A 26,207-nucleotide genomic window follows, 5' to 3' on the forward strand; every position below is an offset into this window, starting at 1 on the left:
AAGCGCAGCGCGCTTTCTATACTGATGGTCGGCGCCCTGTGCCCTGTCCCCGCCGGTTTCCCCTAACCTCGGCAAGCCCCCTCCCGGCACAGGCAAGATCAGCTTCTGAGCGCGGAGAACTCGATGAACAAGCCGGGGATTGTCCTACTGGCCAGCACCGTTGGCCTGCTGGCGCTGCTCGCGCCCCTGTCGCTGTCGCTCTATCTGGCCCAGAGCCAGGGCCGTGAAGCGGTCATGTCCTCCTTGCACGAAGTGGCCAACGACGTTCTGGAACGCGCCCGCATCGAACGTGGGCAGATCAATGACGCCATCAGCCAGCTCGACCAGCAACCCTCACCAGTGACCTGCTCCAGCCAGCAGCTCGACCGGATGCGCAGCCTGGCGCTGAGCTATCGCTACATTGTCGGCATGGCGGCCATGGCCGGCTCCACGCTGCTGTGCAATACCCTGCTCACCCAGGCCGAGCCCCTGGTGCTGGGGCCTTTTTCGGGGCCGGACCCCAGCGGCCTGCGCTTCTGGAACAAGGTGCAACTGCCCGGCCTGGCGGACAAGGACTTTGCCGTGGTGGCGCGGGGTGACTACGCCGCCATCATTCACCCCGACTTCGCCCTGGACCTGCTCAATCAGCAGTCCTCGATGTCGGTCGCCTTCCTGCAGACCCGCCTGCACCGCATCATCGGCCAACGCGGCGTGGTGAAGCCGCAATGGGTGGAGCGCTACAGCGGCAATGGCCAGGCGCTCGAATTCGAGGACGAGGGCTACTTCGTGGTGATCGTGCCGGCGTCCAATAGCGAAACAGCGGCACTGGCCGCCCAATCCACATCGGCGATGAGCGAGAGGATGCGCCACCTGGCCCTGGTCATCACCCCGATTGGCCTGGTACTGGGCCTGGCCCTGGCCGCCCTGGTGCTTTACCTGGCGCGCCGCCGGCTGTCCCTGGAAGGCGAGTTGCAAGCCGCCCTGGAACGCGACGAATTCTTCATCGAGTACCAGCCGATCATCGACCTGCGCAGCGGCCGCTGTGTCGGCGCCGAAGCCCTGGCCCGCTGGCGCAACCAGAATGGCAAGCTGATCAGCCCCTCGGTCTTCATTCCCATGGCCGAGGCCAACGGACTGATCCAGCGCATCACCGCCCGGGTCATGGAGATCGTGGTACGGGATGCGGCGCAACTGCTGCGCGACGATGAACGCCTGCACATCGCCATCAACCTGTCCACCGAGGACCTGAAGACCCAGGACGCCGAACAGCGCTTGCGCAGGCTGTCCGCCGAGGCTGGCATGGGGCCGCGCAGCCTGATGGTGGAGATCACCGAGCGCGGGCTGATCGACCCCGACAAGTCGCGCGCCGTGCTGCTGGCGGTCAGGGCCAGCGGCTTCCAGGTGGCGATCGATGACTTCGGCACCGGGCACTCCAGCCTGTCGTACCTGGCCACCTACGATCTGGACTTCCTGAAGATCGACAAGATGTTCATCGACACACTGGGCACCGACGCCCCGACCCGCCTGGTGACCTTGCACATCATCGAGCTGGCGCGCTCCCTGGGCCTGCAGATGATTGCCGAAGGCGTCGAAAATCAGACCCAGTGCGACATCCTGCGCCAGCACGGCGTGCAGTACGCCCAGGGCTGGCTGTTCGCGCGTCCCATGAGCATCGAGCAACTGAGCGCGTTCATCGACCAGCACACCGCAGCTGCCCGGCACGACAGCGAGCAGGCTCAGCCGGCCGGGGGTTTCAACGGCGGGTAGCTGACGTCCCGCAGCACCCCGATGTAACCGTGATACAGGTTGGCCGTCGGCAGCAGCTGCCGCGCGGCCAGTTGCCGATGCAAACGACGCAGATGGTAGAACGGCACGCGCACATAGAGGTGATGCTCGATGTGGTAGTGGATGGCGTGGGGGCCGAACAGGAAGGTCTGCCAGTTTGGCCGCACGATGCTGCGGGCGTTCTGGCTCTGGTCGGCATGGGCCGGCAGGCCGGCATGCTCCATGATCGCCCGCACCCGGCCCAGCAAGGGCAACAGGGTAATCGCCGGCAGCAGCCACAAACCCGGGTACAGCCAGGGGTGGCCGCTCCAGGCCAGCAGGCCGAACAGCAAGGCATTGCTGGCCAGCATCGACAGCACCTCTCCCAGCGCCTGGCGCGGCGACTTGTCGACCTTGGGCATGATTGCCCGATAGTCGCCCCGGGCGAACCGCCAGGCACTGATGCAATAACCCACCCCGCTCAGGTCCGCCAGCAGCCGCAGGATCAGCCGGCCCCGGGGCAAGGGGTAATCCCCCAGGCCGAACACCGCCACTATCGGGTCGTCATGCTGCATCGGTTGCAGGTGATGCTTGAGGTGCCCGGCGCGGTAGGTGCGCAGCGAAAGAAACAACGGCCCGGCCGCCAGCCACTGGCCGACCAGGTCGTTGGCTCGCTGCCCGCGCAGCAGCAGGCCATGGGCGCTCTCATGCATGAGCACCGCCAGCGCCAGCTGGCTACGGGCGATCAGCAACGCGGCCAGCAGGTAGGTGAGCGGGTGCGGCCAGAGCGCGGCGCCGGCGAACCCGGCGCCGATCAGCGTCCAGTCGCCCAGCAGCGCCAGCCAACTGATCCAGGGCTTGGCCACGAACAGCTCCGCGGCAGGGGCAAAGGCATGCAGTGCGCGGTTGTCGCCGGCACGAGGTTCAGGCTGGGACACGGCGGTGGTTTCCTTGTCGTTGGGTGACCAGGGCACAGACCAGGGCCAGGAGCACGCCGCCCGCCACATCGACCAGCGTGTGCTGCTTGAGGGTCAGGGTCGACAGGCAGATCAGCAGTCCGCCGGCGGCGCTCAGCCATGGGTAGGGGCGGCCCCGGAGCGCCCACCAGGCCAGGCAGGTCACTGCCACATGCAGACTGGGAAAGCCGTTGCAGGCCCGGTCAAGTTGCCACATGCGGCTCAGCCGCTGTTGCAGGAAGGCATTGTCCAGGGCGTCGAGCTGCGGCCTGGGCAGCACTTCCGGAAACAGCCAGAAGCACAGCAGCGCGACGCCGAAAGCCAGGCCGGTGGCGTTGCCCAGCCCGCGAAAGCGCTCCGGGCTGGCGTAGGCCGCCGCCAGCAGGACAAAGGGAAAGAACAGCACATACAGGAACCACGACTCGGCCACGAACGGGATCCATTGGTCCAGCGGCGTGACCCAGTTGTAGCGAGGCGTGACCAGGCGCTGCAGGCCGATGAACAGCGCCAGCCCCAGCAGCAGGGCAAACGCCGCCGCCAGGGCCTGCCCGGGGTGGGCGGCCAAGATCAGGCGACGCACGGGGCTGGCCATGGCCACTGGCTGGACGGCTGCGCTGGAGCGCTGGCGCTTCAAGGCGAGCACCTCACAAGCCGAGCAAACGGCTGACCCAGGCATCGGTCCGCGCCCGGGCACGCTGGTTGCCCGCGGCCACGTCGGGCGCCGGCGCCGCCGCGCTCAACTGCCGCGCCGCCTGCGCCACCTGGCGGCGAAAATCGTCGGCGTCGCCGCGCCAGGTCACCACCTCGTGCAGCACCTGCAGCTGGGCTGCGCGCACGGCATTGCTGGTCTGTTCGGGCTGGTCGCTGAGGACCAGGATGATCGGCCGCTGATAGACCCGGGCAATGGCCAGGGCGGCCATGCCGGGGGCCGACACCATCAGCCGGGCCCGGGCCGCGCGACTGGCCCAGTGCGGGTCGACCCCAAGCCAGCCATCGTGCCCGGCATAGCCCTCGCCCACCCGATGCCCGCGCAGCCCGGCATCCTCCAGCCCGGCGCTCAGGGCGTCGGCCAGCAAGGGCTGGCGAAAATGCGGATTGAGGTACACCGCCGCGTCCGTCCCGAGCGCGTCCGGCAGGGCTTCGGCCAGGGCCACCGGCGTCGGCAGGCGATACAGCGCCGGGGCATGGGCATCATCGACGTCATGGGCGAAGTCGTGTTCGATGCGCGCCCGCGCCGCATCGATCTGGCGGCTGACGATCCAGCCGAACAGGCGCCCGAACTGCCGCGGCCACAGGCCCTCGAAATTGTTCAGCAGCGCCCGCTTGAGACTGGCGCCATAGACATGCACCACCTTGCGCCGCCACCCCGGCAGCATGCCCATGTACAGCAACGCCGGGTGGAAGGAGTCGTTGATCACCAGGTCGACGCCGCGCCAACGGCGCCGCAGCTGCAAGATGTCCCGCAGCATGCGGCCGGGACGGAACAGGTAATGGGCGACATTGCGGTTGGTGGCCTGGCGCTGCATGTTCTGCTCGCGGTCGAACTGCACCGCGTAGTGCAGCGAAAGGATTTGCGCCTGGATGCCAAAGCGCTGCAGAAACGCCTGCCCCGGCACCGAGGTGGTCAGCACCTCGACTCGGGCCCCGGCCGCACGCAGGGCATGCACCAGCAGTTGCGCGCGCATCAGGTGGCCGCGAGCGTCGGCGGTGGCCAGGTAGAGAATCCGCGTACTCATCGGCGTCGGCCCACGCCACCCAGCGCCCAGCCGGCGCCCAGCATGGCCAGGGCCCCGCTGACGCCGAAGCTGGCATCCACGGCGCGAATCTCCTTGAGCAAGGCCGCCAGCCGGCCCGCTTCCCCGGGCGCCACGATGCGCCGCAAGGTGTTCTGGCACAGCCGCACATGGGCTTGCTCATCGGCCAGCACCCGCGCCAACAGCGGATACAGGCGATGCCCGGGATCCAGCACGGCGCAGTGGCGACGCAACACCCGCTCGGCCATCTGCTCGGCGCAGAGCCCGGTGGCATAGGCCGGCACCAGCAGGCCCTGCTCGAAAGACCCGGCATAACGATGGGCCAGGCGCTGCCAGCGCTGGATCTTGCGCCGACTCAGCCAGTCCGGTTCCAGGCGTACCGAACCTTCGTCGCCCAGCGCCCGCAGGGCCTCGGCGAACAGGTTCACATGGCGCTGCTCATCGGCCAGATGCTGCTGCACCTGACGTTCGAGCCAAGGCGGCGACTGCGGCAGCAACTCGTACAGCAGCGTGCGCTCGGTGGCGTCTTCGCCGGCCAGGTACATGCGCAACAACAGGCGCTCACCCCTGCTGCTCAGGTGCAGACGCCGCAGCGCGGCGCGCTTGATGCGATCTACCAGGCGCGCCCGCAGCGCCCCCAGGCCCCGCGCCCGGGGCGGGTTCAGGCAGCTGAAATCGGCCGTATCCACCCTCCCTTGCTCCGCGCTCATTGCCCGGGCTGCGCCGTGGCGGCGATGCTGGCCTGCTGGCTGTGGTGCCAGGCCAGAATCAGGCCGATGAAGCTGTCGCGCATAAAGGCCGAACCGCTGGCAGCGGCACCGGGAAAGGCTTGCTCCTGGCCGTTGTAGCGCAGGTAGCCGCGGCCGTTGACCGCGCCCAGTTGCAGGTTGTCGTGCTTGCTCAGGCCGCGGCGGCGCACCTCCTGGAGCAACGGGCTGTCCTCCAGGCCGAACACGAACAGCTGGCGCTGCACCACCCATTGCGGAATCTGCCCGCTGAGGGCCCGCAGGTCGAGGTTCCAGGTGCCCTGTTCCAGCACCTGCTGCAGGGCCTGGGTGTCCGCCTGCCTGGCGTTGAAGCTGGCGCGCATCAGCGACTTGGACACCCGGCCAAGCCCCAGGCCAATGGTGATGTCGTCGGCCGCCGGGTGCTGCGGGTCACTGGGGCGCACCACCACCAGATAGCTGGCCAGCCGCGCGGCGAGCGATGGCTGGGCCAGTACCTTGCGCGCCTGCTCGGCGCTCAGCAGCAGGCGCTCGCCCGCCCCTTCGCGGACGCTGATGCGATAGGGATCCAGAGCAATGTCGCGAAACGCGCCGCGCACCGGTGCATGCACGTAGGTGTCGGTCTTCCAGGTCGGACCGGAGCGGCGCAACAGCACCTGCAGGCTCAGGGGCACGCGCTGGCCATCACCGGCGACGCCGCTGCCGTGCAGCAGAATGTCGCCGATCACGGTCTTGTCGTCATGGTCGCCGGCGGCATCGATCACGATGGCCCGGGCTTGCCGGTCGACGCTGGCGCGGGCGTCGGCCACGTCCAGGGCCACCCGGTTGCACTCGATGTCGCTGGAGACGGACGTGGCACAGCCACTGTCCGAGGCGAAGTGATACACCCCGCGACCGGCGAACTCGCTGGGCGCGGCCTGGGCCTGGGCCGCCAGGGCCAGCACCGCCAGGCATAGCAGGGAGCGGCCGAATGAAGCCAGTGAAGGTTGGGGCATGAAAGTTTCCTCTAGGCACGCCGGCGGCGTGCGACGATGCGGCGCGCCGCGGATCAATCCAGGTGGCGGTGGTAGGACAGTGCTTCACTGTGGCGGGCACTGGCGCGGCCGATCTGCAGTCCGCAACCACGGACCACGGCACCGGCGGTATCGAGCAGGGAAATGGCCGTGACCATGGCCATCGCCCCCAGGCGCCGCAACCCACGCACGGGCGGCAGGTCCTGATGATTGAGGGCCCGCAGGCTGTAGCCCAGGCGTCCGAGCATCACGCACAAGGGGCCGAGCGGCCCGCTGCGAGCAAGCCATTGCAGCCAGCCCGGCAAGTAGGCGCGAACCAGATAAGGGGTCAGGTCGACACTGTCGCCGCCACGGAGCCAGCGCAGCTTGAGCACTTCGCCCTGGCTGTCGGGCAGACGATGCTCGGTGTGCGCCGCGGGGGCATAGAGCACCGCCACCCCGGCCGCTTGCAGGCGCAGGCCCATGACCTGGCAATGGGCCCGGTACACCCCATCCAGCGGCTCGTAGCGGTAGTGCTCGAAGGTGTCGCAACGAAACGCCACGTTGTTGGCATAGAAGTTACGCGTGGCGCCCTGGCGCAAGGGGCTGGGGAAGTACATGAAGTCGATGGCGGTCAGGGCGCTGCCGGCGACGCTGGGCGCATAGCTGGTGCGCCCGGCCACCGCCAGCGGCGCATCGGGCCCGGCCAGGGGGGCAAGCAACTGTTCCAGCCAGACGGCGCAGGGAATGCAGTCGGCGTCGGCAAACACCACGTACTGGCAGCGCTGCCGATCGACCGCGTCAAAGCCGACATTCTTGGCGTCGTAGTAGCCGGTGCCGCCATCGATCTCGACAAAATCCACGGGCCGACCCGCCAGGGCGCACAAGGCCTGGCGCGCCGCCAGGTCGAGGCCATCGTGGGTGATGATCCACTGGGCAAAGGACTGGGGCGCCAGGCTCTGCAGGGCCAGCCGGGCGATCAGCCGCTCAAGGCTGTGCAGGGCCTCCAGCGCATCCTTGCCGCCGCGCAGGTTGTTGGTTTCCAGCACCAGGGCGGAGCTGGCGGCGATCGCCTCCAGGCGCTCGCGCCCCTGGCTGCCGGGAGGCAACGGCGACATCCCGGTTGTCGTCTCTTGGCTATCCATTTCGTCGTGTCTCTGTAAAAGCGCGGTCGCCCCAGGGGCGGGGGCGCAATCACAGCATTATTCCCGGGATTATTCAAACACCGGCTGCGTGCGGCGCAGGCCGACGCAGCCACGGGACCCGGTCCCTTCCCTTGCACAGACAGCGCAGACAGCATCGGGCGCAGCAGCCACCTGCGCCGCCAGGGCCGGTCGCCCCTTGAGCCTGCCGGGCCTACTTGCCCGAGAACGACACGGGCGGGGCAAATTCGGCCTTGCGCCGCTTGAGCCCATAGTTGCCCATGTGCAAGTAGCGCTCGTTCATGTTCATGAACGGCTTGATCATCGGCGCAATGATCAGGAGAAAGGCAATGGTGCCGATGCCGAAAGGTCCACCCAGGGCCCAGCCGACGAGGAAGATGCTGATCTCCAGCACCATCTTGGCCAGGGTGAAGGACCAGCCGAGCTTGTTCATCATGCTGATCACCAGCAGATCGATGACCCGGATGCCGATGCCGCTCATGATGATCAGCGCCGAGGCATAGGCACACAGGGCCAGGCCGATGCTCAGCAGCACATAGGGGCCCATGATCGCCGCCAGCGCCCGGTCAAGCTCAAGCCACAGCCAAAGGTCGATGAACAGGCCGGTCAGGGTGGTGGTAATGAACGGACTCAGCGGCGGCCACTGGCGGTTCCACAACGCCCACCACAGCAGCAGGCCCACCGAGAACAGCGCCGAACAGGCTCCCAGCCCGACCTGCAGCTGGTTGTTCAGGGCAATCACAAACACATCCAGCGGATCGGTGCCCAACTGGCTGACGATGAAAAACAGCGCCCCCAGGGAAAAGATCATCACCCCTATCAAGTACATCGCCAGCCGGTCCGGCGAACGCCAGGCGCGAACGGAGGCCGCCAGTGCCTGTTTGATGCCCTTGGGCCCGACGTGTTGTTCCTGGGTCATAGCGCTTCCCTCTTCTAATGATTGATACGTCCGTGCAGGTCTGCCATGGCGCGCTCACTTGGCCCCCATGGAGATGAAACTCATGCCGCTGCTGACATGGCGGATGGTGACTCTGGAATTGTCGAGGCCGCCCTCGCAGATCTCGTTCTGCACCTCATGGCTGGCCTGGGCCAGATACAGGCCGCCCATCACCGTGGCTTCGGTGCCCTGGGGCGAATGCATGACCAGCGGCGGTGTCAGTGACGGCTTCAGGTAGCCCGGCTCGCGCAGCAGCATGCCCACTTGCTGGGGAATCTCCGGAAAGCGCCCGAGCATGCCGCCGCCCAGGCAGATCACCTCGACCCGGAACAGCTCCACCAGATTGGCCGTAGCCAGGGCCAGGGCCTGTACCGCCCGCAAGCGCCAGTGATTGAGCGTGGCCTCATCGGAAAAGCCCATCGACGCGACGAACTTGTCCAGCGAGCGGAACGAGGCATAGGCCTGCAGACAGCCCGCCCGGCCACAGGAGCAGGGAGCGCCGCCGGGCCAGACCAGCAGGTGCCCCAGCTCCCGATTGGGCAACATGCGCCCCTGATAGACCACGCCGCCACCGACCCCGGTGCCCAGGGAAAAATGCACCAGGTTGGAGGCGCGCATCACCGTGGCGTCGCCAAAGGTCGCGGCGGTGCCGTCATCGCACCAGATCACCCGCTCGACCCCTTCGATGCGCAGCGCCGGGCCGATGGCCAGGCCTTCCCAGTCCGGCCGGTTGGGCCAGCGGATGATGGTGCCGTCGGCGTTGAGGGTTGGGGCGCTGGCAATCACCAGGCAATTGATCGGGCCGTACAGGGCGATCTGCTGATACAGCAGGACCACCGCCTGCTCGATGATGCTCTGTGGATTGCAACCGGCCGCAATCTCGATGCGCTCACGCTGCACCACGCGGCCGCCGACACTGCAATGGATGGCCATCTTGCTGCCACCCAGATCGACACTGGCGCAATGCATCAGAAACGCCCCCCGCCATCGACCGCGATCACCGCGCCGTTGACATAGGACGCCTGGGGCGAAAGCAGAAAGCCGACCACCGCCGCCACTTCCTCGGGACGCCCCAGGCGCCGCAGGCCGATGCGCTGGCAGACCTGCTGCTGGTCCTCGGCGCTGTAGTGGCTCGACGCCGCGGCGATGGCGCCGGGGGCCACCACATTGACGGTGATGCCCATCTCGCCGACCTCGAACGCCAGGGAGCGGGCATAGCCATGCAGGGCCGCCTTGGACGCGGCGTACAGGCTCTGCCCCGGCATGCCGCTTTCACCGGCCAGCGAGCCCAGGAGCACCACCCGCCCCTCGCGCTGGCCGATCATCGGCCGCACCAGCTGGCGCACCAGGCGTATCGTGGCTTGCACATTGAGGTCGAACAGCTGCTCGCCCTCATGTTGCTGGCTGAGCAAGGCGGACTTGCGCAGCATCCTGGCGGCGCAACAGACCAGGGCGTAGACCGGTCGCGAATCCTCGGCCAGGGTGGCCAGCAGGCGCGTGGTATCTGGCGCGGATGTCAGGTCGCAGGCGACCGGAAGCAGTGTGCCGGGCAGCTCCTCGGTACTGGCGACCAGGGCTTGCATACGCTCGATGTTGTGCTGGTAGACCCCGTAGACCCAAGCGCCTTCGGCGACCAACGCTTCACATATCGCGGCGCCCAGCACACCGGAGGCCCCTGTGACCAGGCACACTCGTCCATTCAGTTTCAGCATGATTTTCCCTATCTGCGATCGATTTAGGCGGGCAGCTGAACCGCTACCCTGTAAGACACCCGGTACTGCGTGGTTCCTGCCGTCGCCACGGGAAGCTGGCGAAAATACTTGTCATCGAAACAGCCCAGGCATGGCGCTCCGTCCTGGTCATAGGCATCGACCACGGACAGCCGCAACAGGGCGCCCAGCGGCGACCGGTGCAGCGGCCACAGGTCACGGCAAAGCCCCGCCTGTTCGGACAACAGGCGGATCATCAGGGGGTCCACGGCTACCCACTCGCCACAGATCTGCAGCTCGGCCCAGTAATGGCCGGTGGCATAGGGAGAACTGAGCAACAGGCCGAACACCTGCCTGGCCGCCAGGCCACGAGCCTGTGCCTGTTCGACCAACAATTTCGAAAATCCACCGCATTCGGCCAACCGGTGCCGGCGCATGAAGTCGAGGTCCCAACGTATGCCGTCATGCAGCATGTAGAACTGCATGTCGGCGCAGACCTCTTCGACCAACTCCCGAAAGGGGCTCGGCAGGAGCAGTCTTCGGCCGGGTATGACTAGGCATTGGCGATAGAAGTCACCGCCCGCGGCAGCCTCCAGGGAACACTGGCGCTGATCGCCGATCAGCACCTGGATCGGTCCCCGGGGCGGGGTTTTCTCGTCGAGGGTGTAGACCAGTTCCACCCGCCGATCGCGCTCGGAATGACGAAACGCCGCGGCCCAGCCGCGCATGGCCAGCTTGTGCAACGACGGCAGGCGCAGATGCAGCGATAGGTTGTACAGATCGTCGGGATCGAAGCAGCGCTCCTCGCCCTGCTGCCGCGCGGCCAGGCCGATGGCCTCCAGCGCCGGTAACTCGTCAGCGGCGAAGCCATACAGCCCGGCCTGCGCCGCAGTCACGCTGAAGCGCCGATGCCGGTCATCGACCTTGGCCAGGTTGTGCACAATGCCCTCGGCCAGGGACAGCCGCTGCAGGGCCGGATTCAGCATGCGAAACCCGGCATTTCGCACTGGGCCGAGGCCTGGCAGCCGCTCAATCCGGCGATGGTCGGGGCGATCTGCTGCAACTGCAACGGCCCCGGCGCGGCGTCGATCCAGGCCCCGTCCAGCAGCACGAAGCCGCCCTCGCGGTGCCATCCCGACTGGGCGGTGCGGCGCACATGGCTGGCCCAGCGCGGGTCGCCCAGGGGCGGGCGCCGGGCATCTGCCGGGGTCACGATCAGGCTCGGCGCGAGGTGGGTATAGGGGCCCTGGTAGACCGCCTCCCGCGGCCGCACGGCAGCCAGCACCGGCTGGCCATCGGCAAAACGCATCGCCTCCAGGCACTGCATCACCGCCTGGCGCTCGGCATCACTGGCCCGCCCTTCATTGCACAGGTCGCGGCACAGCATCACCCCGTGGGAGCCCTGCACCGTCTCCAGGGCCACGCTGCGCTGCAGGTCGACCTGGCCCTGCGGGTCGAGCACCTGCAGGCCGGCGGCCTGCAGCTGCTGGTTGATGGAAAAGAAGCCCTGCAGTTCGCCGAAGCCCATCTCGGAAAACACCAGCATCGACTCCGGCGCCAGGGACTGCAGGCGGGCACAGGCGCGATCGATGAAGTCATAGGCCTGCAGAATCTGCGGGCGCCGGGCCGGTTCGGGGTCGAGCATTTCGTACCACATGAAATGCGACAGGCGATCGGCCAGGGTCAGGTTGACGATCATCACGTCCGCCTCCGCCCCCAGGGCCATGGCGCTGTCGAGCTGGTGCTCGGCGATGCGCATGGCCTGGGCGGCGAATTCCTCGAAGGGCTGGCCGGTGTAGAACAGCGAAACATCGTGGGCATAGCGCACCCCCTGAGCGTTCAGGTCGCGCAACAGGCTGCGCGGGTGGCTGGTGTTCATCGAATTCTGCATCGGGTAGGTGATCAGCGTGCCGTTGAGCGGCCGCGGCGGATGGGTCAGTTGCACGTTGACCACGGCGAAACGCTGGTCGGCCATTTCCGGCCATTCCCAGAGCCGGGACGCCATGACATCGGTGGTTTCCAGAATCCGCGGGATCTCTCCCGAACTGTGGGCACTCCAGTAGGAAAAACAGCCGTGCCGACCGGGGTTGACCCCCGAGAACGCGGTGGCCAGGTTGCTCGGTTCATAAGGCACCGGACCACAGTCCAGATGCCGGTACGCCTTGGCTCCCAGGCGTTGCGAAAACCAGGGCAGCCGTCCTTTGGCAACTTCGGACTCCAAGACCTGCGGGTCCATTCCTTCGGCAATGACAATCAGCGTTTTCATAATAGCGGTTCGCCCTTTATCGTCCTTGATTGCGACACACTTAACGAGCGCCGAACCAACACTTAAACATGACCACACAATGACAATCACCTTGCAACAAGGCGAACATCAACACATATAAAAAACAAATAAACGGCAGCCGCTCACAAACAACTCTTTTAATTAAAAGAGTCGCCACAGAGAATCTCTTATATACAAAACGCCACTTCCTTGACGTCAGCAATACTTGGAAAGTCAGGCCAGAGCCAGCTGAATAAACAGGGGAACCCCATAGAAATCGGGACTTTTCGCCCCTTCAAGTTGTTTGCGATTTTTTAACACAGGAATTAATTCCCGCACGATAACTGCAACTTCGAGTTTATTTCATAATATTACAAAGCATTGCTAAAAATAACCTTGCATTGAGTTTTGAAGTCCGTGATATCTTCGACACCTGGCTGAAATTGATTCACCAACAGCCTTCAATCGAAACTAAAAAAGTAATAACGCAAGCCAGTCCGACAAACGGATAAAACTTAAGGCACAACACTTCACCACCCCCCTGAGATTTCCCGCGGATATCTCGGTCGGATGCTGTTTGCCTGTCGCTTGCTCAACCTTTCCAAGGGAATGGACCTATGACCCTGGCTATTCATGGCGGCACCCCGGTACGACAAACGCCTTATCCCGACTGGCCGCAGTTTGGCGTCGAGGAAGAAAACGCCCTGCTGCGCAGCCTGCATCAGGGCCAGTGGTGGCGCATGCAGGGCCGCGAGAACCTCGACTTCGAGCAGGCCTTTGCCCAATTGCATGGGGGCCATTCGGCCTTTGCCGTGAGCAACGGCACGGTGGCCCTGGAAATCGCCCTGCAAGCGGCCGGTATCGGCCCCGGCGACGAGGTGATAGTGCCGGCCTTCACCTTCATCTCCACCTCCATGGCCTGCCAGCGCATCGGCGCCACGGCGATCGCCGTGGATGTGCTGGCCGATACCCTGTGCATCGACCCGGCCGCGGTGCTGGCCAACATCGGTCCGCGTACCCGGGCAATCATTGCCGTGCACATGGCCGGCCATCTGTGCGACATGCACAGCCTGGCGCGCATCGCCGACCAGCACCGCCTGGTGATAATCCAGGACGCCGCCCACGCCCACGGCGCACGCGGCCTGGGCGATACCGGGATCGGTGAATACGGCTCCCTGGCCTGCTTCAGCTTTCAGAACTTCAAGCTGATGACCGCCGGCGAAGGCGGCCTGGTGCTGTGCCCCAACGAAGAACTGCGGGAAAAGGTCTTCCTCTACGGCAACGTCGGGCGGCCCCTGGGGGATCGCAGCTACCAGCACACCGTGGTCGGCACCAATGCCCGCTTGAGCGAGTTCAGCGCCGCCGTGCTCAGTGCCCAGCTCGGGCGCCTGGAACAGCAGACCCGGGTACGCCAGCACAACGCCCACCTGCTCGGCGAAACCCTGGTGCGCCAGGGGCTGGTGACGCCGCAGGTGCGTACCGCGGATGCCCACACCCACCCCTACTACATGTTCCTGTTCACCCTCGACGACCTCCCGGGACAGCCACAGCTGGACCGCAACCAGGTGGTGGACTGCCTGGTGGCCGAGGGTATTCCGGCCTTTCGCGCCTACCAGGCGCTGTACCGCATACCGAGCTACTGGCAGGCACCGGCGCCAACGCGGCAGAACCTGGAGCAGTGCATCGCCGCCTGCCCGGTGAGCGAGCGCATGGCCCAGCGCGGTATCTGGATCCACCACCGGGCCCTGCTCGGCACCGAGCAGGACACCCTGGACATTGCCGCGGCCATCGCCAAGGTCCACCAGCATCTGGTCGGCGCGCAATGATCGAGCCCCGTGTCGCCCTGGTCGGAGCCGGTTGGGTGGTGCGCCAGGTCTGGGCGCCGCTGCTGGTGCAACAGCAGGCGCAGATCGTCTCGGTGATCGACCCCCAGGCCGACGCCGCCGGGGCCTTCCCGGACCTGGCGCCGGCGCCGCGCTGGCACCGCTGCATGAGCGACCAGGCCTTGCGCGGCTGCAACCTGGCGCTGATCTGTTCACCCAACGTGCATCACGTGCACCAGGCCTTGCGGGCCATGGACCAGGGCCTGCACGTGATCCTGGAAAAACCCGCCTGCCTGTCCCTGGCCGAGGCCGAATGCCTGATCCAGCGCAGCCGGGCCAGTGCCACCGAGCTGCTGGTCAGCGCTGCGGCCTCGCATCGCAGCGACGTCCGCGCCCTGGTCGCGGCGGTGGCCGGCGGCGCGATCGGCACCCTGCATTGCCTGGATATCAGCTGGCGGCGCCAGCGCGGCATACCACGCCCCGGCTCCTGGTTCACCCAGGCCGGCCAGGCCCTGGCCGGCTCCGGCGCCGACCTGGGCTGGCATCTGCTGGAGGTGGCGCTGCAGGTGCTGGACTACCCCTTGGTCGAGGCCGCGCTGTACCACCACGTGGCCGCGCCAGGCGACGCCGGAGAGCACCAGGCCAGCTGGCGCGCCGACCAGGCCGCGGCCGCCGAGGCCCGCATCGAGGTCGAATCCCAGTCCTTCAGTTGCCTCAAGGTCGAGGGCGGCCCGCTGATCCGCATGAGCACGGCCTGGGCCTCGCACCAGGAACGGGACGCGACCCGGATTACCCTGTACGGCAGCGCCGGGGAACTGCAGCTGCACACCACCTTCGGCTTCAGCCAGAACCGGGTGGCGCAACCCAGCCTGACCCTGACGGTGGACGGCCGGACAACCCCGCTGGCCTTTGCCGCCGAGGACAACGTCGCCCCCTACCGGGCCTTTCTGCGCCAGCACCTGGCCACCCTGGGCAGCAGCCCCCAGGCCCGCGAAGGTGAATACCGCAAGCTGCGCTCGCTGGCCTCGGCCATGTCCGCCCTGTACCCCCACTTATCGTCATCCGGCGCCGCACCTTCGGTTCAATGACCGCGCGCCGCAGCCAGGAGCCCATCCCATGGCCGATTCAAGCCTTTTCAAAGACAAGTTGCTGCAACTCTCCCGACTCTCCGGCCCGATCGTGGTATCGCGTATCGGCTTCCTCCTGCTGTCGCTGGTGGACACCATGATGGTCGGGCGCTACGCCACCGAGTCGCTGGCGGCGATCTCCATCACCCACGCCATCGCCGACACCTACATGCTGATCGCCGCCGGGCTGCTGCTGGGGATCCTGGTCATGGGCTCGATCGCCATCGGCCAGCAAGACCCGCGCGCCGCCGGCCTGGCCGCCCAGCGCGGCGTGGTCCAGGCCCTGGGCCTGGGCCTGCTGTGTGCCCTGGCCAGCGTCGCCAGCCTGCCCCTGCTGAGCCGCTTCGGGGTCCAGGCGGACCTGGCCGCGGCCATCGCGCAACTGATGGGGGTGGTGGCCCTGGGGTTGCCGGCGATCCTGATCTACATCGCCTATTCGTTCTTCCTCGAAGGCATCTCCCGCCCCATGCCCGCCACCCTGGTGATCCTGGGCGGCAACCTGATCAACGGGGTGCTGTGCTACGCCATGGTCTACGGCGCCTTCGGCCTGCCGGAAATGGGCGCCCTGGGCTCGGCCTGGTGCACCACCCTGGTCAGGCTGCTGATGGCGCTGGCGATCGTGCTCTATGTGCACCGCTTCATGGCCGACCGGGCCGACTTCGGCATCAACCGGCGCTTCGCCTGGGGCTGGTCGCAATGGCAGATGCAACGGCGCATCGGCTACGGCGGCGGCTTGAGCTTCGGCATCGAGGCCGGCGCCTTCATGCTGATCGCGGTCATGGCCGGGGTGGCCTCGCCGCTGATCGCCGCCGCCTGCGCGGTGCTGGTCAACATCCGTTCGATCCTGTTCATGATTCCCATGGGCGTGGGCTTTGCCACCTCGATCCTGGTCGGCATGGCCCACGGCAACCGCGACCTGCCGGACATCCGCCGCTCGACCCAGGCCGGCCTGTGGCTGGGGGTGACGCTGAGCACCCTCTGCGCCCTGCTCCTGGCCGCCCTGCCCGGGCCGCTGCTGGCGCAGTACAGCCATGACGCGCAACTGCTGGCGGCGGCGCTGTCGAGCATGCTGCTACTGGCCCTGGCCATGCCCTTCGACGCTTGGCAGGGCGTCATGTCCAATGCCCTGCGCGGACGCGAGGATGCCCTGGCGCCGACCCTGATCCACGGCATTGCCTACCTGCTGCTGATGGTGCCCCTGGGCTGGCTGCTGACCCTGCACTGGCAACGCGGCCTCAACGGTCTGGTGGAAGCCATGCTGATCGGCAACCTGGTGGCGGCGGCGCTGATGACCCAGCGCCACTACCAGCTCAACCGCCGCGGCAGCGAGGCCCCTGCGGCCGCCGCCCTGCCGGATGAGGGGGTCTGATGCAGCTTTCGGTGATCATCCCGGTGCACGCCAAGGCCGAGCGCCTGCGCTTGACCCTGGCCAGCCTGCGCCGCCAGCAGCAGCGTTGCCAATTCGAAACCCTGATCGTCGCCGACGCCGCGCAACCGGCGGTCATGGCCCAGCTCGCCGCCTTGAGCGATGTGCGCATACTCCACTCGCCGGGCCTGGGGCGCGCGGCGGCGCGCAACCTCGGGGCAAGCCTGGCCCAGGGCGAGGTGCTGCTGTTTCTCGACGACGACATCCTGGTCCGGGACGGCTTCTTCGAGGCTCATCTACAGGCCCAGCGCGCCCAGGCCGGCCTGGTCCACGGCCGGCTGCGGGAGCTGATCGCCCTCAGCACCCTGAGCGATCCGGCCCTGGGCTGCCCCGGCTGCCCGCCGATCCTGCCGGAGGATCTGCTGGCCGGGCGCTGGAGCGCCGACGGCGCGCGCCTGGTCGCCAATCCCCTGGAGCAGGCCGCGGAACATCCTCGGGCCAGCCAGTGGCCGTGGCTGGGCAGCGCCGGAGCCAATATCTCGGTGTCCCGCAGCGCCTGGCAGCAGGTTGGCGGTTTCGATGCCTCCTATGGCCGACGCTGGGGCATGGAAGACCTGGACCTGGGCTACCGCCTGTGGCGGGCCGGGGTCCGGCTCAGCCTGGCCCCCGCCGCCTGCGGCTATCACATGTCCCACCACAACCCGCAGCGCTGGCAGGATCACCGGCACAACCTGGAGCTGTTCCAGGCCCAGGCGCCCATCGCCGAGGCCCTGGCCCTGGACCAGTTGCTGTCGCCCACCGGCTCGCTGCAGCGCTACATCGCCCGTGTCGACCAGATCCGGCAGAACGCCCTCTCCCCCTGCGCCCGGGAGTGACGCTTGAGCGCATCGAGAAAGCGCCCCTGGCTGCCAAACAGCATCAGCACCTGGGAGCGGTAGCACAACGCGGCCTCGCGCCAGCGTGACCAGGAGCAGGCAATGTCCCGGGGCCGCAGGCGCAGGCCCAGGGCCTGCATGTGCTCCAGTTCATGCTCTGGGGAGCACTGTTCGACGTAGGGAAAATCGCTGTAGAAGAACAGCCGGTGGTCCAGGGCACGGGCCAGACGATGGGTCAGGCAATGATCGACATGGGCGCCGATGGCCAGGGGCGCGCACAGCACATCCTGCGGCCGCAGGCAGCCGCGCAGGCGCTGCAGCAGCCCCGGGTCGGGCTCCGGCCAGGCCGCCGGGTCGGGCGTGAGAAACAGCGACTGCGGGCTGGCATGCAGGAACTCGCCATGGCCATCCAGGCGCAAGGCCGCGTCCTGCGCCCCCAGGCTGGAACAGGCGCAACCGAGGAGCGCCGCGGCGCGCTGATCCTCCTGGCGCCGCTGCCCGGGGCTGGCAAAACAGCGCCAGCGCTGTTCGCTGGCATGGGCCCGAGCGATGGCCGGACCGGCGTCGCCGGCGAACAGGCTCAGCAGCACGATCTGCCGTCCCCCGGCCCAGGGCGCCAGGCCACTGCCCAGCGACCAGACGGCGTCGTCCGGGTGTGGTGACAGCACCACCACCCGGCCGCGCGGCGCCTCAGCGAGCATTGACGGCACCGCCGGCATACAGCTGCCCCAGGCGCAGGAAGCGCGAGATCTCCCGGTCGTTGCGTTCCACCACCCGGCAACGGCCCATTTTCAGCGGCGAGAGCTGGATATCGGGGAAGTTGGCCATCTGCACCCAGGACAGTTGCTCGAACGCCCGGTACAGCCCCTGCAGCTCGACCTCGCAAGCTGCCAGGCGCATGGCCGGTGGCACTTGGGCCAGGCGCCGGGCGCTGGCGCTGAAGGCCTCTTCGAAGTCCGGACCGACATGGGTTTCCGGACAGGGCACGCAGTAGTCCAGGTACATGCCAAAGCGCAACAGCGTCTGATACAGCTCAGCCTCCTCCTGGACCCGGGCCGCCGAAGGCACCTCGTGGCTGCCGAAATTCAGGTAACCGCTGGCCATCGCCGCCGGTGCCTTGAGTGCTTGCAGGGCGCGGCCGACGAACATCAGCAGGCCCCCCAGGTCCTTGAAGCCATTGACCGCGAAGCAGTCGAAGCGGCCACGCAGGCTGGGCGGCAACGGCTCAAAGACGTCGTAGTGGACCACTTCGATATTGTCGAAGCCCTGTTGCGCCGCGACCCGGGCGATGGTCGCCAGCAGTTGCGGATCGATGTCCGCCACGACGATCTGCCGGCGGTAGCCGTGGACCGCGAGAAACAGCGAGAACAACGCGTCGTCCCCCAGCAGCAACAGCGCCTCATGGTTCAGGTCGCCCAGGCTCTGCATGATCTTGTAGCGCCGCACCAGGGTTTCGTATGTCTCGATGGATTGGCTGTAGCGGTTCTGCTTGTCGCTGACGAGGTCGGCGAGGATCTCGCGAAAATGCGGGTTCAGTTGCAGGCAGTCATCGCTGACCAGGTGCAGCCCATGCCCGGGCGCCGGCGTGTCCGGCACGCCTTGCCAGACGAAACGCGGCGCGTCCGTGCCCAGCACCTGGCCCACGCGCCCATCGGCCAGCAGTTGCGCCAGGCACCAGAGCACCTGGCGCACCGTCAGGCGCGACGAGAGCAGTTGGTAGATGCGTTGCGGGCGCCCGAGCTTGGCCAGCAGATCGTCCAGCGCCGCCGCTTGCGCGCCGCTCGCGCCGGGCAGTGTCGCCAGCGTCGCCTGAAGTTCCGAACCTGTTGCAGTCACTGTATGCATGCAGCCTCCTGTGGCGTTGCTTGAAGTGAAATGCCGTCAGAGCACGGCATGCAGAATGTTTCCGGCACAACGGCCGTGAAAGAAATTGACCCCGACTTCCAGGGTGTCGCCACGGCGGTCGGCATAGCCCAGCCCGGTGCCGAACAGCCCGGGCAGCGCCTGACCACCGACCATCAGTTCGTGGGTTTGCGGGTGTTTGCACAGATTGCCGTCACGCTCATCGAGGGTCAGGCTGACGCCCGCCGCATTCAGCAGCCCGGGCACTCTCGGGCGGTAGCCGGTGGCATTGATCAGCAGCGCGCCGCGGCTGAGCCAGGGTCGCGGATCGGCGTTGCCGATATGCAACTCGACGCAGGCCCAGGTCCCCGCCTCGATCTGCAGCAGGGTGTCGCGGGCGGCGCCGCGCAGGCCACAGAAACGGTTGACCTCGCCGCTTTGCGCGTCGATCAGGTCCTGGGCCTGCAAGGCTGGCGCAACCTTGGCCGAGGCCGCCCACAGTGCCGGACGCTGGCGGCACAGCACCTGGATCGCCGCCGCTGGCAGGCGCCCGGCAAAACGTTGCAGCAGGTAGCCGACCACGGAGAACGCGCTATGGCTGCCCCCCAGCACCAGCAGTGGTCGGCCCTGCTCCAGGGCCTGCAGCAGCAGCGGGTCGGCCTGCCCGCGCAACACCCGGTCGGAACACAGGCTCGCCGGCGCCGCGCCCTCTTGCGGCAGCAGCTCGCGCACCCGGGCGCCACAGGCCAGCACCAGGTAACGGCTGTGGCTGCTGCCCCAGTCGCCCTGGACGCTGAAGCCACTGGCGCTGCTGCGGACACTGGCCACCGGGTGGGCAAAATGAATCGCCGCCTTGGGCTGGTCCCGGCACAGATCGAGGATCACCTGGGCCAGCTGGCGCAGGAACGCCGAGACTTCGAGCAGCGACACCACCTGCTCCGGGTTCTGCAGCCAGCGCTGCACCTGGGGCTGGCCCAGGCACTGGGCGAACACCCCATCGCTGCGGATGCCGCGCAGAAAGTCGGCGATCGGCGAATTGGCCTCGATGGCGTAGGCCAGGCACTGCCACTGGCTGAAGGATGCACTGCGCTCATGCACCTGCACCCCGCCGTCGAGCAATGCCTGCAAGCGTCCATTGCGGTCCGCGGCAATGAACAGGCCCAGGGCGGCGGGCCCGAAGCCGATGATCTGTAGCAGCGTTTCCATGGCGTTACCCCTTATAGCGAGAGCATGGGATCGCCCCGGTGGTGACCGGCGCGATCAGAATGAATAGGACAGTTCCAGGGCCAGGTGGGAGTCGCTGGCCAGCGCATCCCACACCGCATCGCTGCGGGAGCTGCTGACCAGCACTGCGGAGACTCCGGCCCGCAGGGCATCGCTGAGCCCCAGGTCGAGGGACGCGCTGAGCATGTTGTTGCCCAGGTCCGAGGCCTGCGCGGTGTAGCCCAGGAACAGCGAGGACAGGTGCGCATCGTTGAGTTCCAGGCGCGCACCGAGCAGGAACTTGCGGTCGAAGATGCTCACCGGGGCCAGGCGCTGATCCTGGTCGCGGTGGTACTCGCCGATCAGGCTCAGGTCGGCGTCACGCCAGGCCCGGGTGATGGCGTATTCCAGGCCGACGGACAGCTTGCGCGAGTTGTAGGCGCTGTCCGAAACCCGCTGATCCAGGGCTTCGAGCTTGTACAGCCACTGTTCGCGGACCCAGATCGCGTCCAGCCCCCACTGCGTGACCTCGGTGTACTGGGCCACCAGGCTGTCGCCTGCGGTGCGGAACGCCGGCGCCCGGTTGGTGCCCTTGAAGTAGCTCAGGCCGATGTCCAGATCGGACACCGAAACGAAATAGCGCGCCGCCACATCCAGCCCATCCCGATCGGCGCCGTGGAGGTACTCGGCCTGCGACTGCACCCGGTAAGCGGCAAAGCGCGCCGGCTCGCGGTAGAACTGCACCGGCTCGAAACCGTCCAGCAGGTACAGGCTCAGGTGCCCGGGGCCCAGGCTGCTGCCCAGCTTGAGGGCCTTCTGCGAGAGTTTCTCCTCCGGTTGCAGGCCGTCGAGGTTGTCATAGGTGTTGATCACGTCCACCAACTGGCGGGTTTCCATGACGCCCCAGTGTTCCTTGATCCGGCCCACCTTGAGCTCGCGGCTGTCCTGCTCCAGCAGCACGAACAGTTCATCCCAGTAGAAGTCCGGGCGCGGATCCCTCTTGGCGCTTTCGAGGTAGCGCGGGTTGACCACCAGCCGCAGGCGCAGGCTGTCCCAGCTCTGCAGGTACTGATAATCCAGGCCCAGTTGCGCGGTGCCGGGCAGGTCGTCGTCGACCCCGTCGGCGGGCGACGAGGTGAAGAAATAGCGCTTGAGGGCGATCTTCGCCGACAGTTCCTGCTCCGCCGCCTGGGGCTCGGGCTGGGCCGGCGACCGAGCTTGCGCCTGGGCCTGCCCGACAGCGCCCCACAGCCCCAGCGCCAGGGCCGCAAGCCCGGGACAGCGGGTGATCATTGCGTCAGGTTTCCGAGCCGGGCCGGTTCGAAGGCGTCCTCGCCGATGCCGGTGCGAAACTGCACGTCGGAGCTGACCAGCAGGGTCTGGCGTCCGGTGATGTGGTTGACCATGGTCATGTTCAGGGCGCGCCAGTAGCGTCCCAGGAACAGCTGGTAGCCATCCAGGGTCAGGGTCTTGAACTTGCTGCCCTTGCGGTCGTAGTACTCGGTCTTCATCTGCCGGTAGTCGGCCTTGTTGTACCAGACCCAGATCGACGAATAGCCCGAGTACGGGTACAGCGGCACCTGCTTGACCACCGCGCACTGGGCATCGCCGCAGGGCTCGTCGCGCAGCCACTGGTAGTCGTAGTTGCCGACCTCCATCGAGCCGATGTCCTCATAGGAGAACTCGCTGCCGGAAAACGAGCCGGAACGGTCGGCCGCCGCCACCCGCTTGACCCGCTTGAGGGCCGGCAGGTACAGCCAGACCTGATCGCCCTCCTTGATCTTGGAGTGGATCAGCACCCGGGAATTCTTGATGTTCTCCGGGGCCTCGAAGGTCAGCAGCACCTTGTCCCCCACCGCCGTGCTGGCGGTTTCGAAACTGTTCATGCGCATGAAGCGATCGGTACGGGCGCCCTCCTTCTCCACCAGGGTCAGGCGGATGCGCGCGCTGGTGTCCTGGTAGCCCAGGTCGCTGTCGCGCCAGCGATGGGCGTATTGCTGCCCCAGTTCCTGTTCCGGGCTGGCCAGGGTCGGTGCCTGGTGCAACAGGGCGCACAGTGACAGGCAGGCGCTGAATGCGGCTTTGTGGTTCATGGTCGAGTCCTTGTCTGAATGAGGGTCGGGTCAGGCTTCGCGGGGCGCCAGCCGGGTGGCGGCGCGGCCCCACAGGAAGCGGTCGAAGGTCAGCAGCACCAGGGGCAGGCACAGGGCGTCGAAGATCAGTCCGAGGAAGATCGCGATCACCGCCAGCAGGCCGAAGTCGGCGTTCATGGAAAACGGCGAGAGGGTCATCACCATGAAGCCCGAGGCGAGGATCACCGAGTTGGCGAACACCGACGGCAGCACATGCTGGTAGGTCAGGCGCAGGGCTTCCCGGGGCGAATGCCCCTGCTCCAGGCGCAGCCCCTTGTAGTGGCTCATGATGTGGATCGTGGCCTCGACGATCAGGCCGTAGACCACCACGCAGACGTTGATCGCCGCGGTGTTGATCTCGCCGCGCCACAGGCCCCAGAGGCCGAACATGATGAAGAACGGAAAGATGTTGGGCAGCACGCTGATCAGCCCCAGCCCGGCGTTGCGCAGGAAGAACGCCACCATCAGGGTGATGGTCAGCAACTCGAACAGCAGGCCGTTGACCATGTACTCGATGCTGATGTGGGTCAGGTTGGCGAACACCACCGCCTCCCCCGTGCCCAGGCCCGGGATCAGCGCGCTGCGCCGGGCATTGGCCTGCCACCAGTCATCGGCGCGCTGCTTGATGTCGCGGATCTGCTGGGTGTCGAGCCGGGTCAGGGTCACCACCAGGCGCGTGGCCGACTTGTCGATGTTGATCTGGCTGCCCAGGTCCAGGCCGAAGGGCAACGACATCTCGTAGACCAGCAGCATCTGCGCCGCCAGCGCCGGGTCCACCGGCAAGCGGTAGTCCTCGGGTCGACCACCGTTCATGGTCTGGTTGAGCTTCTTCAGGGCATCGCCGAGGGTGGTCACCGAATCGACCTCCGGCTGGGTCCTGAGCCATTGGGCGAAGCGATCCAGCTCCTGCAGAAAGGCCGGATCGGAGATATCGCCCTTGCTGGAGGTGGCGACGTACTCCAGGCGATAGATGCCGGACAGGTTGTCCATGGCGAACTCGGTGGCATTGCGCACCGGGATGCTGGTGTCGAAGTTCTCGACGATCCGGTCATTGATCAGGTTGTGGCGCGCCGGCTCGATCGCCAGCACGAACAGCACCACGAAGCCCAGCAGGCAGAGTTTCGGGTAGCGCAGCAACGGCTCCATGTACGCCGAGTAGCGGCGGCTGGCCGCGCCTTCCAGCGGCTTGAGGCGCAGCAGCGGAATCAGCACCGCGGCCACCGAGAGGGTCACCAGCAGCGCCATCACCGCGCCGATCGCGGCCAGCACGCCGAACTCCTTGTAGGGCGGCGACGCAGCGAACACCAGGCTGTAGAAGCCCACGGCATTGGTCGCGGTGCCGATGGCGATGGGCTTGATGGTGTCCTTGATCGCCGCACAGGCCAGGTCCACCCGGCGCTCGCCGTACTGGCCGCTCATCTGCCGCGCCGCCGACAGCACGTGCATGATCTCCGCCACCGAGGTGGCCAGCACGATGGTCGGCAGCAGCCCGGTCAGCGCGGTCGCCTCGAACCCCAGCCAGCCGCTGGCGCCCAGGGTCGCGGCGGTGGCCAGGCTGATGGCGATCAACACCACCAGCAGCGCACCGAGGCTGCGCAGCATCAGCACGCTGGCCAGGAGAATGATCAGGTACATCAGCGGGGTCAGCACCGCCATGTCCTGCTGCGCGGCTTGCGGGTAGGCCGCCTCCACCGCGGCCAGCCCGGTCAGGTGCACTTGCAGCCCGGGGTTGTTACGCGCGAAGTCATCCAGCAGGCGCTGGCCTTCGGCGGTGGCGGCGAGCGCCGCGTCCAGGGTCTGGGGCGGAAACTGCAGGGTCACCAGCACGCCCACGGTCTGCCCATCACTGGACACCAGGCGCTTGACCAGTTCGATGTCATTGCGTCCCAGGCGCTCCATCAGCTGGATATGCGCCGGTGTCAGGTCCGCCGGCTCGCGCACCAGGGCCTCGACGTGCACCGTGTCGTCCTCGGCGAACACGTGCTGGAAGTTGGTCACCGAGTCGACCCGATAGGCGTGGGGAATGTGCCAGGCGCGCTGGGTCAGCTCATGCAGCTGTTCCAGGTAGGCACGGGTGAACATCGTGCCCTTGGGGTTCTTGATCACGAACAGCAGGGTGTCGGACTTGCCGAACTGGCGATGCAGCGCATCCAGTTGCTCGACGGTCTTTTCGCCCTCGGGAAAGAACGCCCGGTAGTCGGCGGCGAAGCGGATCGAGGTCATCCCCCAGGACAGCACCGCCACCAGGATCAGCGTCAGGGTGAACAGCCAGAAGCGGTAACGCTTGAGCCAGCGTTCGAAGGTTGAAGTGGCCATCAGCGGCGCCCTCCAGGACCGGTGCCGATCAGCTCAAGCAGCTGGGCGACGCCCTCCTCGACGCTGCGTCCGGCCGTCTCGATCTGGCACTCGCAGGCCGGCGGCGGCTCATAGGCGCTGTCGATCCCGGTGAACTGCGCCAGCTGGCCGCTGCGGGCCCGGGCATACAGGCCCTTGGGGTCGCGGGACTCGCACAGGGCCAGGGCGGTGGCCACGTGCACTTCAAGGAAGTGCCCGCCAGGAAACAGCGCCCGTGCCCGCTGGCGATCTTCGATAAAGGGCGAAATGGCGCTGACCAGCACGATGTAGCCACTGTCGTAGAACAGCCGGGCGACCTCCCCCAGGCGGCGGACGTTCTCCTTGCGGTCGGCGGCGGAGAACTTCAGGTCGCTGTTCAAGCCACTGCGCAGATCGTCGCCATCGAGCACCCTGACCCGCGCGCCCAGCGCTTCGAGCCGGGCCTCCAGGGCCCTGGCCAGGGTCGACTTGCCGGCACCGGACAGGCCGGTGAACCAGACGCACAGCGGCCCGTGGGCCAGCGCCGTTGCGCCACCGCGGGCCCTGCCGCCGGTGTCGCCCTTGCTCATGTCATAGCTATTCACTGTCACGTCTCTCATAGGCACATCCAATGGGGTCACTCATAGACCGAGCGAATGATTCGGCAGGGGTTGCCCGCCGCCAGCACACCGGGGGGAATCGAACGGGTGACCACGCTGCCGGCGCCGATCACGCTGTTGTCACCCACCTCCACACCTCCCAGCAGCACCGCGCCGGCACCGACCCAGACGTCGTTGCCCAGGACGATCGGCGCCGCGCGCTGCACGCATTTGCGCCGGCCATCGACCAGCACCGTGCGCGCCTCGGGCTGCAGCGGGTGGCGGGTGGTCATCAGTTGCACGTTGGGCGAGAGGTAGACCCGGTCGCCAAGGACGATCCGGTTGCCGTCGACAAAGGTGCAGTTCATGTTGATGAACACCTCGTCGCCAATCTCGATATGCACGCCATAGTCGCAATGGAAGTTGGCTTCCACCCAACTGTTGCGCCCCACTCGCTTGAGCAGCCGGGCCAGCAAGGCTTGTTGTTGCTTGATATCCAGCGGCGAACAGTTGTTGTAGAGCCGCTGCAACTCCTGGGCACGCATGCGCATCCGTGCCAGTTCCATATCAGGGGTGCAGAACCATTCACCGGCCAACATGAGTTCGCGGGCCGAAGGTTGTTTGCGGCTTGCGTTAGTTGCAACTTGCGAAACGTCCATGAGCAACTCCGAAGTTCAATAAG

Annotated in this window: 24 protein-coding genes; 5 read left to right on the forward strand and 19 right to left on the reverse strand. The window is 66.9% G+C overall.

The annotated features are described in order from the left end of the window. Window positions 1-123 precede the first annotated feature (123 nt). Window positions 124-1,746: an EAL domain-containing protein gene (locus DNK59_RS30665; RefSeq protein ID WP_110725740.1), complete on the forward strand. Its 1,623-nt coding sequence runs from the start codon at window positions 124-126 to the stop codon at window positions 1,744-1,746. Here the strand turns inward: DNK59_RS30665 and DNK59_RS30670 are convergent. The 11 genes from DNK59_RS30670 to DNK59_RS30720 form a co-directional block, all read right to left on the reverse strand. Next, complete coding sequence (locus DNK59_RS30670) at window positions 1,716-2,681, reverse strand: fatty acid desaturase family protein (protein ID WP_110725741.1); 966 nt, start codon at window positions 2,679-2,681, stop codon at window positions 1,716-1,718. The genes DNK59_RS30665 and DNK59_RS30670 overlap by 31 nt on opposite strands. Then, a complete protein-coding gene (locus DNK59_RS30675) occupies window positions 2,668-3,291 on the reverse strand; it encodes a phosphatase PAP2 family protein (RefSeq protein ID WP_110725771.1) in 624 nt (207 codons plus the stop codon). The genes DNK59_RS30670 and DNK59_RS30675 overlap by 14 nt, the downstream gene beginning before the upstream one ends. 52 nt (window positions 3,292-3,343) lie before the next feature. Beyond that, entirely contained in the window at window positions 3,344-4,435 is a 1,092-nt protein-coding gene (locus tag DNK59_RS30680; RefSeq protein WP_110725742.1) for a hypothetical protein, read from the reverse strand. Continuing rightward, window positions 4,432-5,163 (reverse strand): hypothetical protein, encoded by a 732-nt coding sequence (locus DNK59_RS30685; protein WP_110725743.1) that lies wholly within the window; start codon window positions 5,161-5,163, stop codon window positions 4,432-4,434. The genes DNK59_RS30680 and DNK59_RS30685 overlap by 4 nt, the downstream gene beginning before the upstream one ends. Further along, a complete protein-coding gene (locus tag DNK59_RS30690; protein ID WP_110725744.1) occupies window positions 5,160-6,173 on the reverse strand; it encodes a hypothetical protein in 1,014 nt (337 codons plus the stop codon). The genes DNK59_RS30685 and DNK59_RS30690 overlap by 4 nt, the downstream gene beginning before the upstream one ends. A gap of 53 nt (window positions 6,174-6,226) precedes the next feature. Then, window positions 6,227-7,288, reverse strand: coding sequence for a glycosyltransferase family 2 protein (locus tag DNK59_RS30695; protein ID WP_092313942.1), 1,062 nt, complete (start codon window positions 7,286-7,288; stop codon window positions 6,227-6,229). A 238-nt stretch (window positions 7,289-7,526) separates the two neighbouring features. Continuing rightward, on the reverse strand, window positions 7,527-8,252 hold the full coding sequence (locus DNK59_RS30700; protein ID WP_110725745.1) for a YitT family protein: 726 nt from the start codon (window positions 8,250-8,252) through the stop codon (window positions 7,527-7,529). A 54-nt stretch (window positions 8,253-8,306) separates the two neighbouring features. Continuing rightward, window positions 8,307-9,239, reverse strand: coding sequence for an ROK family protein (locus DNK59_RS30705; RefSeq protein WP_092313938.1), 933 nt, complete (start codon window positions 9,237-9,239; stop codon window positions 8,307-8,309). Continuing rightward, window positions 9,239-9,982, reverse strand: a complete 744-nt coding sequence (locus DNK59_RS30710; RefSeq protein ID WP_110725746.1) for an SDR family NAD(P)-dependent oxidoreductase — start codon at window positions 9,980-9,982, stop codon at window positions 9,239-9,241. The genes DNK59_RS30705 and DNK59_RS30710 overlap by 1 nt, the downstream gene beginning before the upstream one ends. A gap of 23 nt (window positions 9,983-10,005) precedes the next feature. Beyond that, a complete protein-coding gene (locus tag DNK59_RS30715) occupies window positions 10,006-10,965 on the reverse strand; it encodes a transglutaminase domain-containing protein (RefSeq protein WP_158288770.1) in 960 nt (319 codons plus the stop codon). Continuing rightward, a complete protein-coding gene (locus tag DNK59_RS30720) occupies window positions 10,959-12,245 on the reverse strand; it encodes an alkaline phosphatase family protein (RefSeq protein ID WP_110725748.1) in 1,287 nt (428 codons plus the stop codon). The genes DNK59_RS30715 and DNK59_RS30720 overlap by 7 nt, the downstream gene beginning before the upstream one ends. A 617-nt stretch (window positions 12,246-12,862) precedes the next feature. Here DNK59_RS30720 and DNK59_RS30725 point away from each other — a divergent pair. From DNK59_RS30725 to DNK59_RS30740, 4 genes are read left to right on the forward strand one after another with little or no spacing between them, the layout of a single operon-like run. Then, window positions 12,863-14,071 (forward strand): DegT/DnrJ/EryC1/StrS aminotransferase family protein, encoded by a 1,209-nt coding sequence (locus tag DNK59_RS30725; RefSeq protein WP_110725749.1) that lies wholly within the window; start codon window positions 12,863-12,865, stop codon window positions 14,069-14,071. Beyond that, window positions 14,068-15,156: a Gfo/Idh/MocA family protein gene (locus DNK59_RS30730; RefSeq protein ID WP_110725750.1), complete on the forward strand. Its 1,089-nt coding sequence runs from the start codon at window positions 14,068-14,070 to the stop codon at window positions 15,154-15,156. The genes DNK59_RS30725 and DNK59_RS30730 overlap by 4 nt, the downstream gene beginning before the upstream one ends. A 28-nt stretch (window positions 15,157-15,184) precedes the next feature. After that, window positions 15,185-16,564 (forward strand): MATE family efflux transporter, encoded by a 1,380-nt coding sequence (locus DNK59_RS30735; RefSeq protein ID WP_110725751.1) that lies wholly within the window; start codon window positions 15,185-15,187, stop codon window positions 16,562-16,564. Then, window positions 16,564-17,436 (forward strand): glycosyltransferase family 2 protein, encoded by an 873-nt coding sequence (locus DNK59_RS30740; RefSeq protein ID WP_016965808.1) that lies wholly within the window; start codon window positions 16,564-16,566, stop codon window positions 17,434-17,436. Before DNK59_RS30735 ends, DNK59_RS30740 begins: the two co-directional genes overlap by 1 nt. On the opposite strand, the gene DNK59_RS30745 is transcribed toward DNK59_RS30740, so the two are convergent. Genes DNK59_RS30745 through DNK59_RS30780 form a run of 8 tightly spaced genes read right to left on the reverse strand, consistent with a single transcriptional unit; the run spans window position 17,376 to window position 26,184 of the window. Further along, on the reverse strand, window positions 17,376-18,137 hold the full coding sequence (locus DNK59_RS30745; RefSeq protein ID WP_158288771.1) for a PIG-L deacetylase family protein: 762 nt from the start codon (window positions 18,135-18,137) through the stop codon (window positions 17,376-17,378). The two genes, DNK59_RS30740 and DNK59_RS30745, sit on opposite strands and share 61 nt — an antisense overlap. After that, window positions 18,127-19,281 carry a bis-aminopropyl spermidine synthase family protein gene (locus tag DNK59_RS30750; RefSeq protein ID WP_110725753.1) on the reverse strand — a complete coding sequence of 385 codons (1,155 nt, stop codon included), beginning with the start codon at window positions 19,279-19,281 and terminating at the stop codon, window positions 18,127-18,129. Before DNK59_RS30750 ends, DNK59_RS30745 begins: the two co-directional genes overlap by 11 nt. Window positions 19,282-19,317: 36 nt before the next feature. Then, window positions 19,318-20,484, reverse strand: coding sequence for a hypothetical protein (locus tag DNK59_RS30755; protein WP_110725754.1), 1,167 nt, complete (start codon window positions 20,482-20,484; stop codon window positions 19,318-19,320). Window positions 20,485-20,538: 54 nt separating this feature from the next. Continuing rightward, complete coding sequence (locus DNK59_RS30760; RefSeq protein ID WP_110725755.1) at window positions 20,539-21,774, reverse strand: hypothetical protein; 1,236 nt, start codon at window positions 21,772-21,774, stop codon at window positions 20,539-20,541. Then, complete coding sequence (locus tag DNK59_RS30765; RefSeq protein ID WP_092313916.1) at window positions 21,771-22,574, reverse strand: outer membrane lipoprotein-sorting protein; 804 nt, start codon at window positions 22,572-22,574, stop codon at window positions 21,771-21,773. Before DNK59_RS30765 ends, DNK59_RS30760 begins: the two co-directional genes overlap by 4 nt. 30 nt (window positions 22,575-22,604) lie before the next feature. After that, window positions 22,605-24,929: an RND family transporter gene (locus tag DNK59_RS30770; RefSeq protein ID WP_092313914.1), complete on the reverse strand. Its 2,325-nt coding sequence runs from the start codon at window positions 24,927-24,929 to the stop codon at window positions 22,605-22,607. After that, complete coding sequence (gene cysC, locus DNK59_RS30775) at window positions 24,929-25,546, reverse strand: adenylyl-sulfate kinase (protein ID WP_110725756.1); 618 nt, start codon at window positions 25,544-25,546, stop codon at window positions 24,929-24,931. Before cysC ends, DNK59_RS30770 begins: the two co-directional genes overlap by 1 nt. A 17-nt stretch (window positions 25,547-25,563) precedes the next feature. Next, window positions 25,564-26,184, reverse strand: coding sequence for a sugar O-acetyltransferase (locus DNK59_RS30780; RefSeq protein WP_085057499.1), 621 nt, complete (start codon window positions 26,182-26,184; stop codon window positions 25,564-25,566). Window positions 26,185-26,207 lie beyond the last annotated feature (23 nt).

It is taken from the genome of Pseudomonas sp. TKO26 (assembly GCF_003225665.1).
GTDB classification, from domain to species: domain Bacteria; phylum Pseudomonadota; class Gammaproteobacteria; order Pseudomonadales; family Pseudomonadaceae; genus Aquipseudomonas; species Aquipseudomonas saponiphila.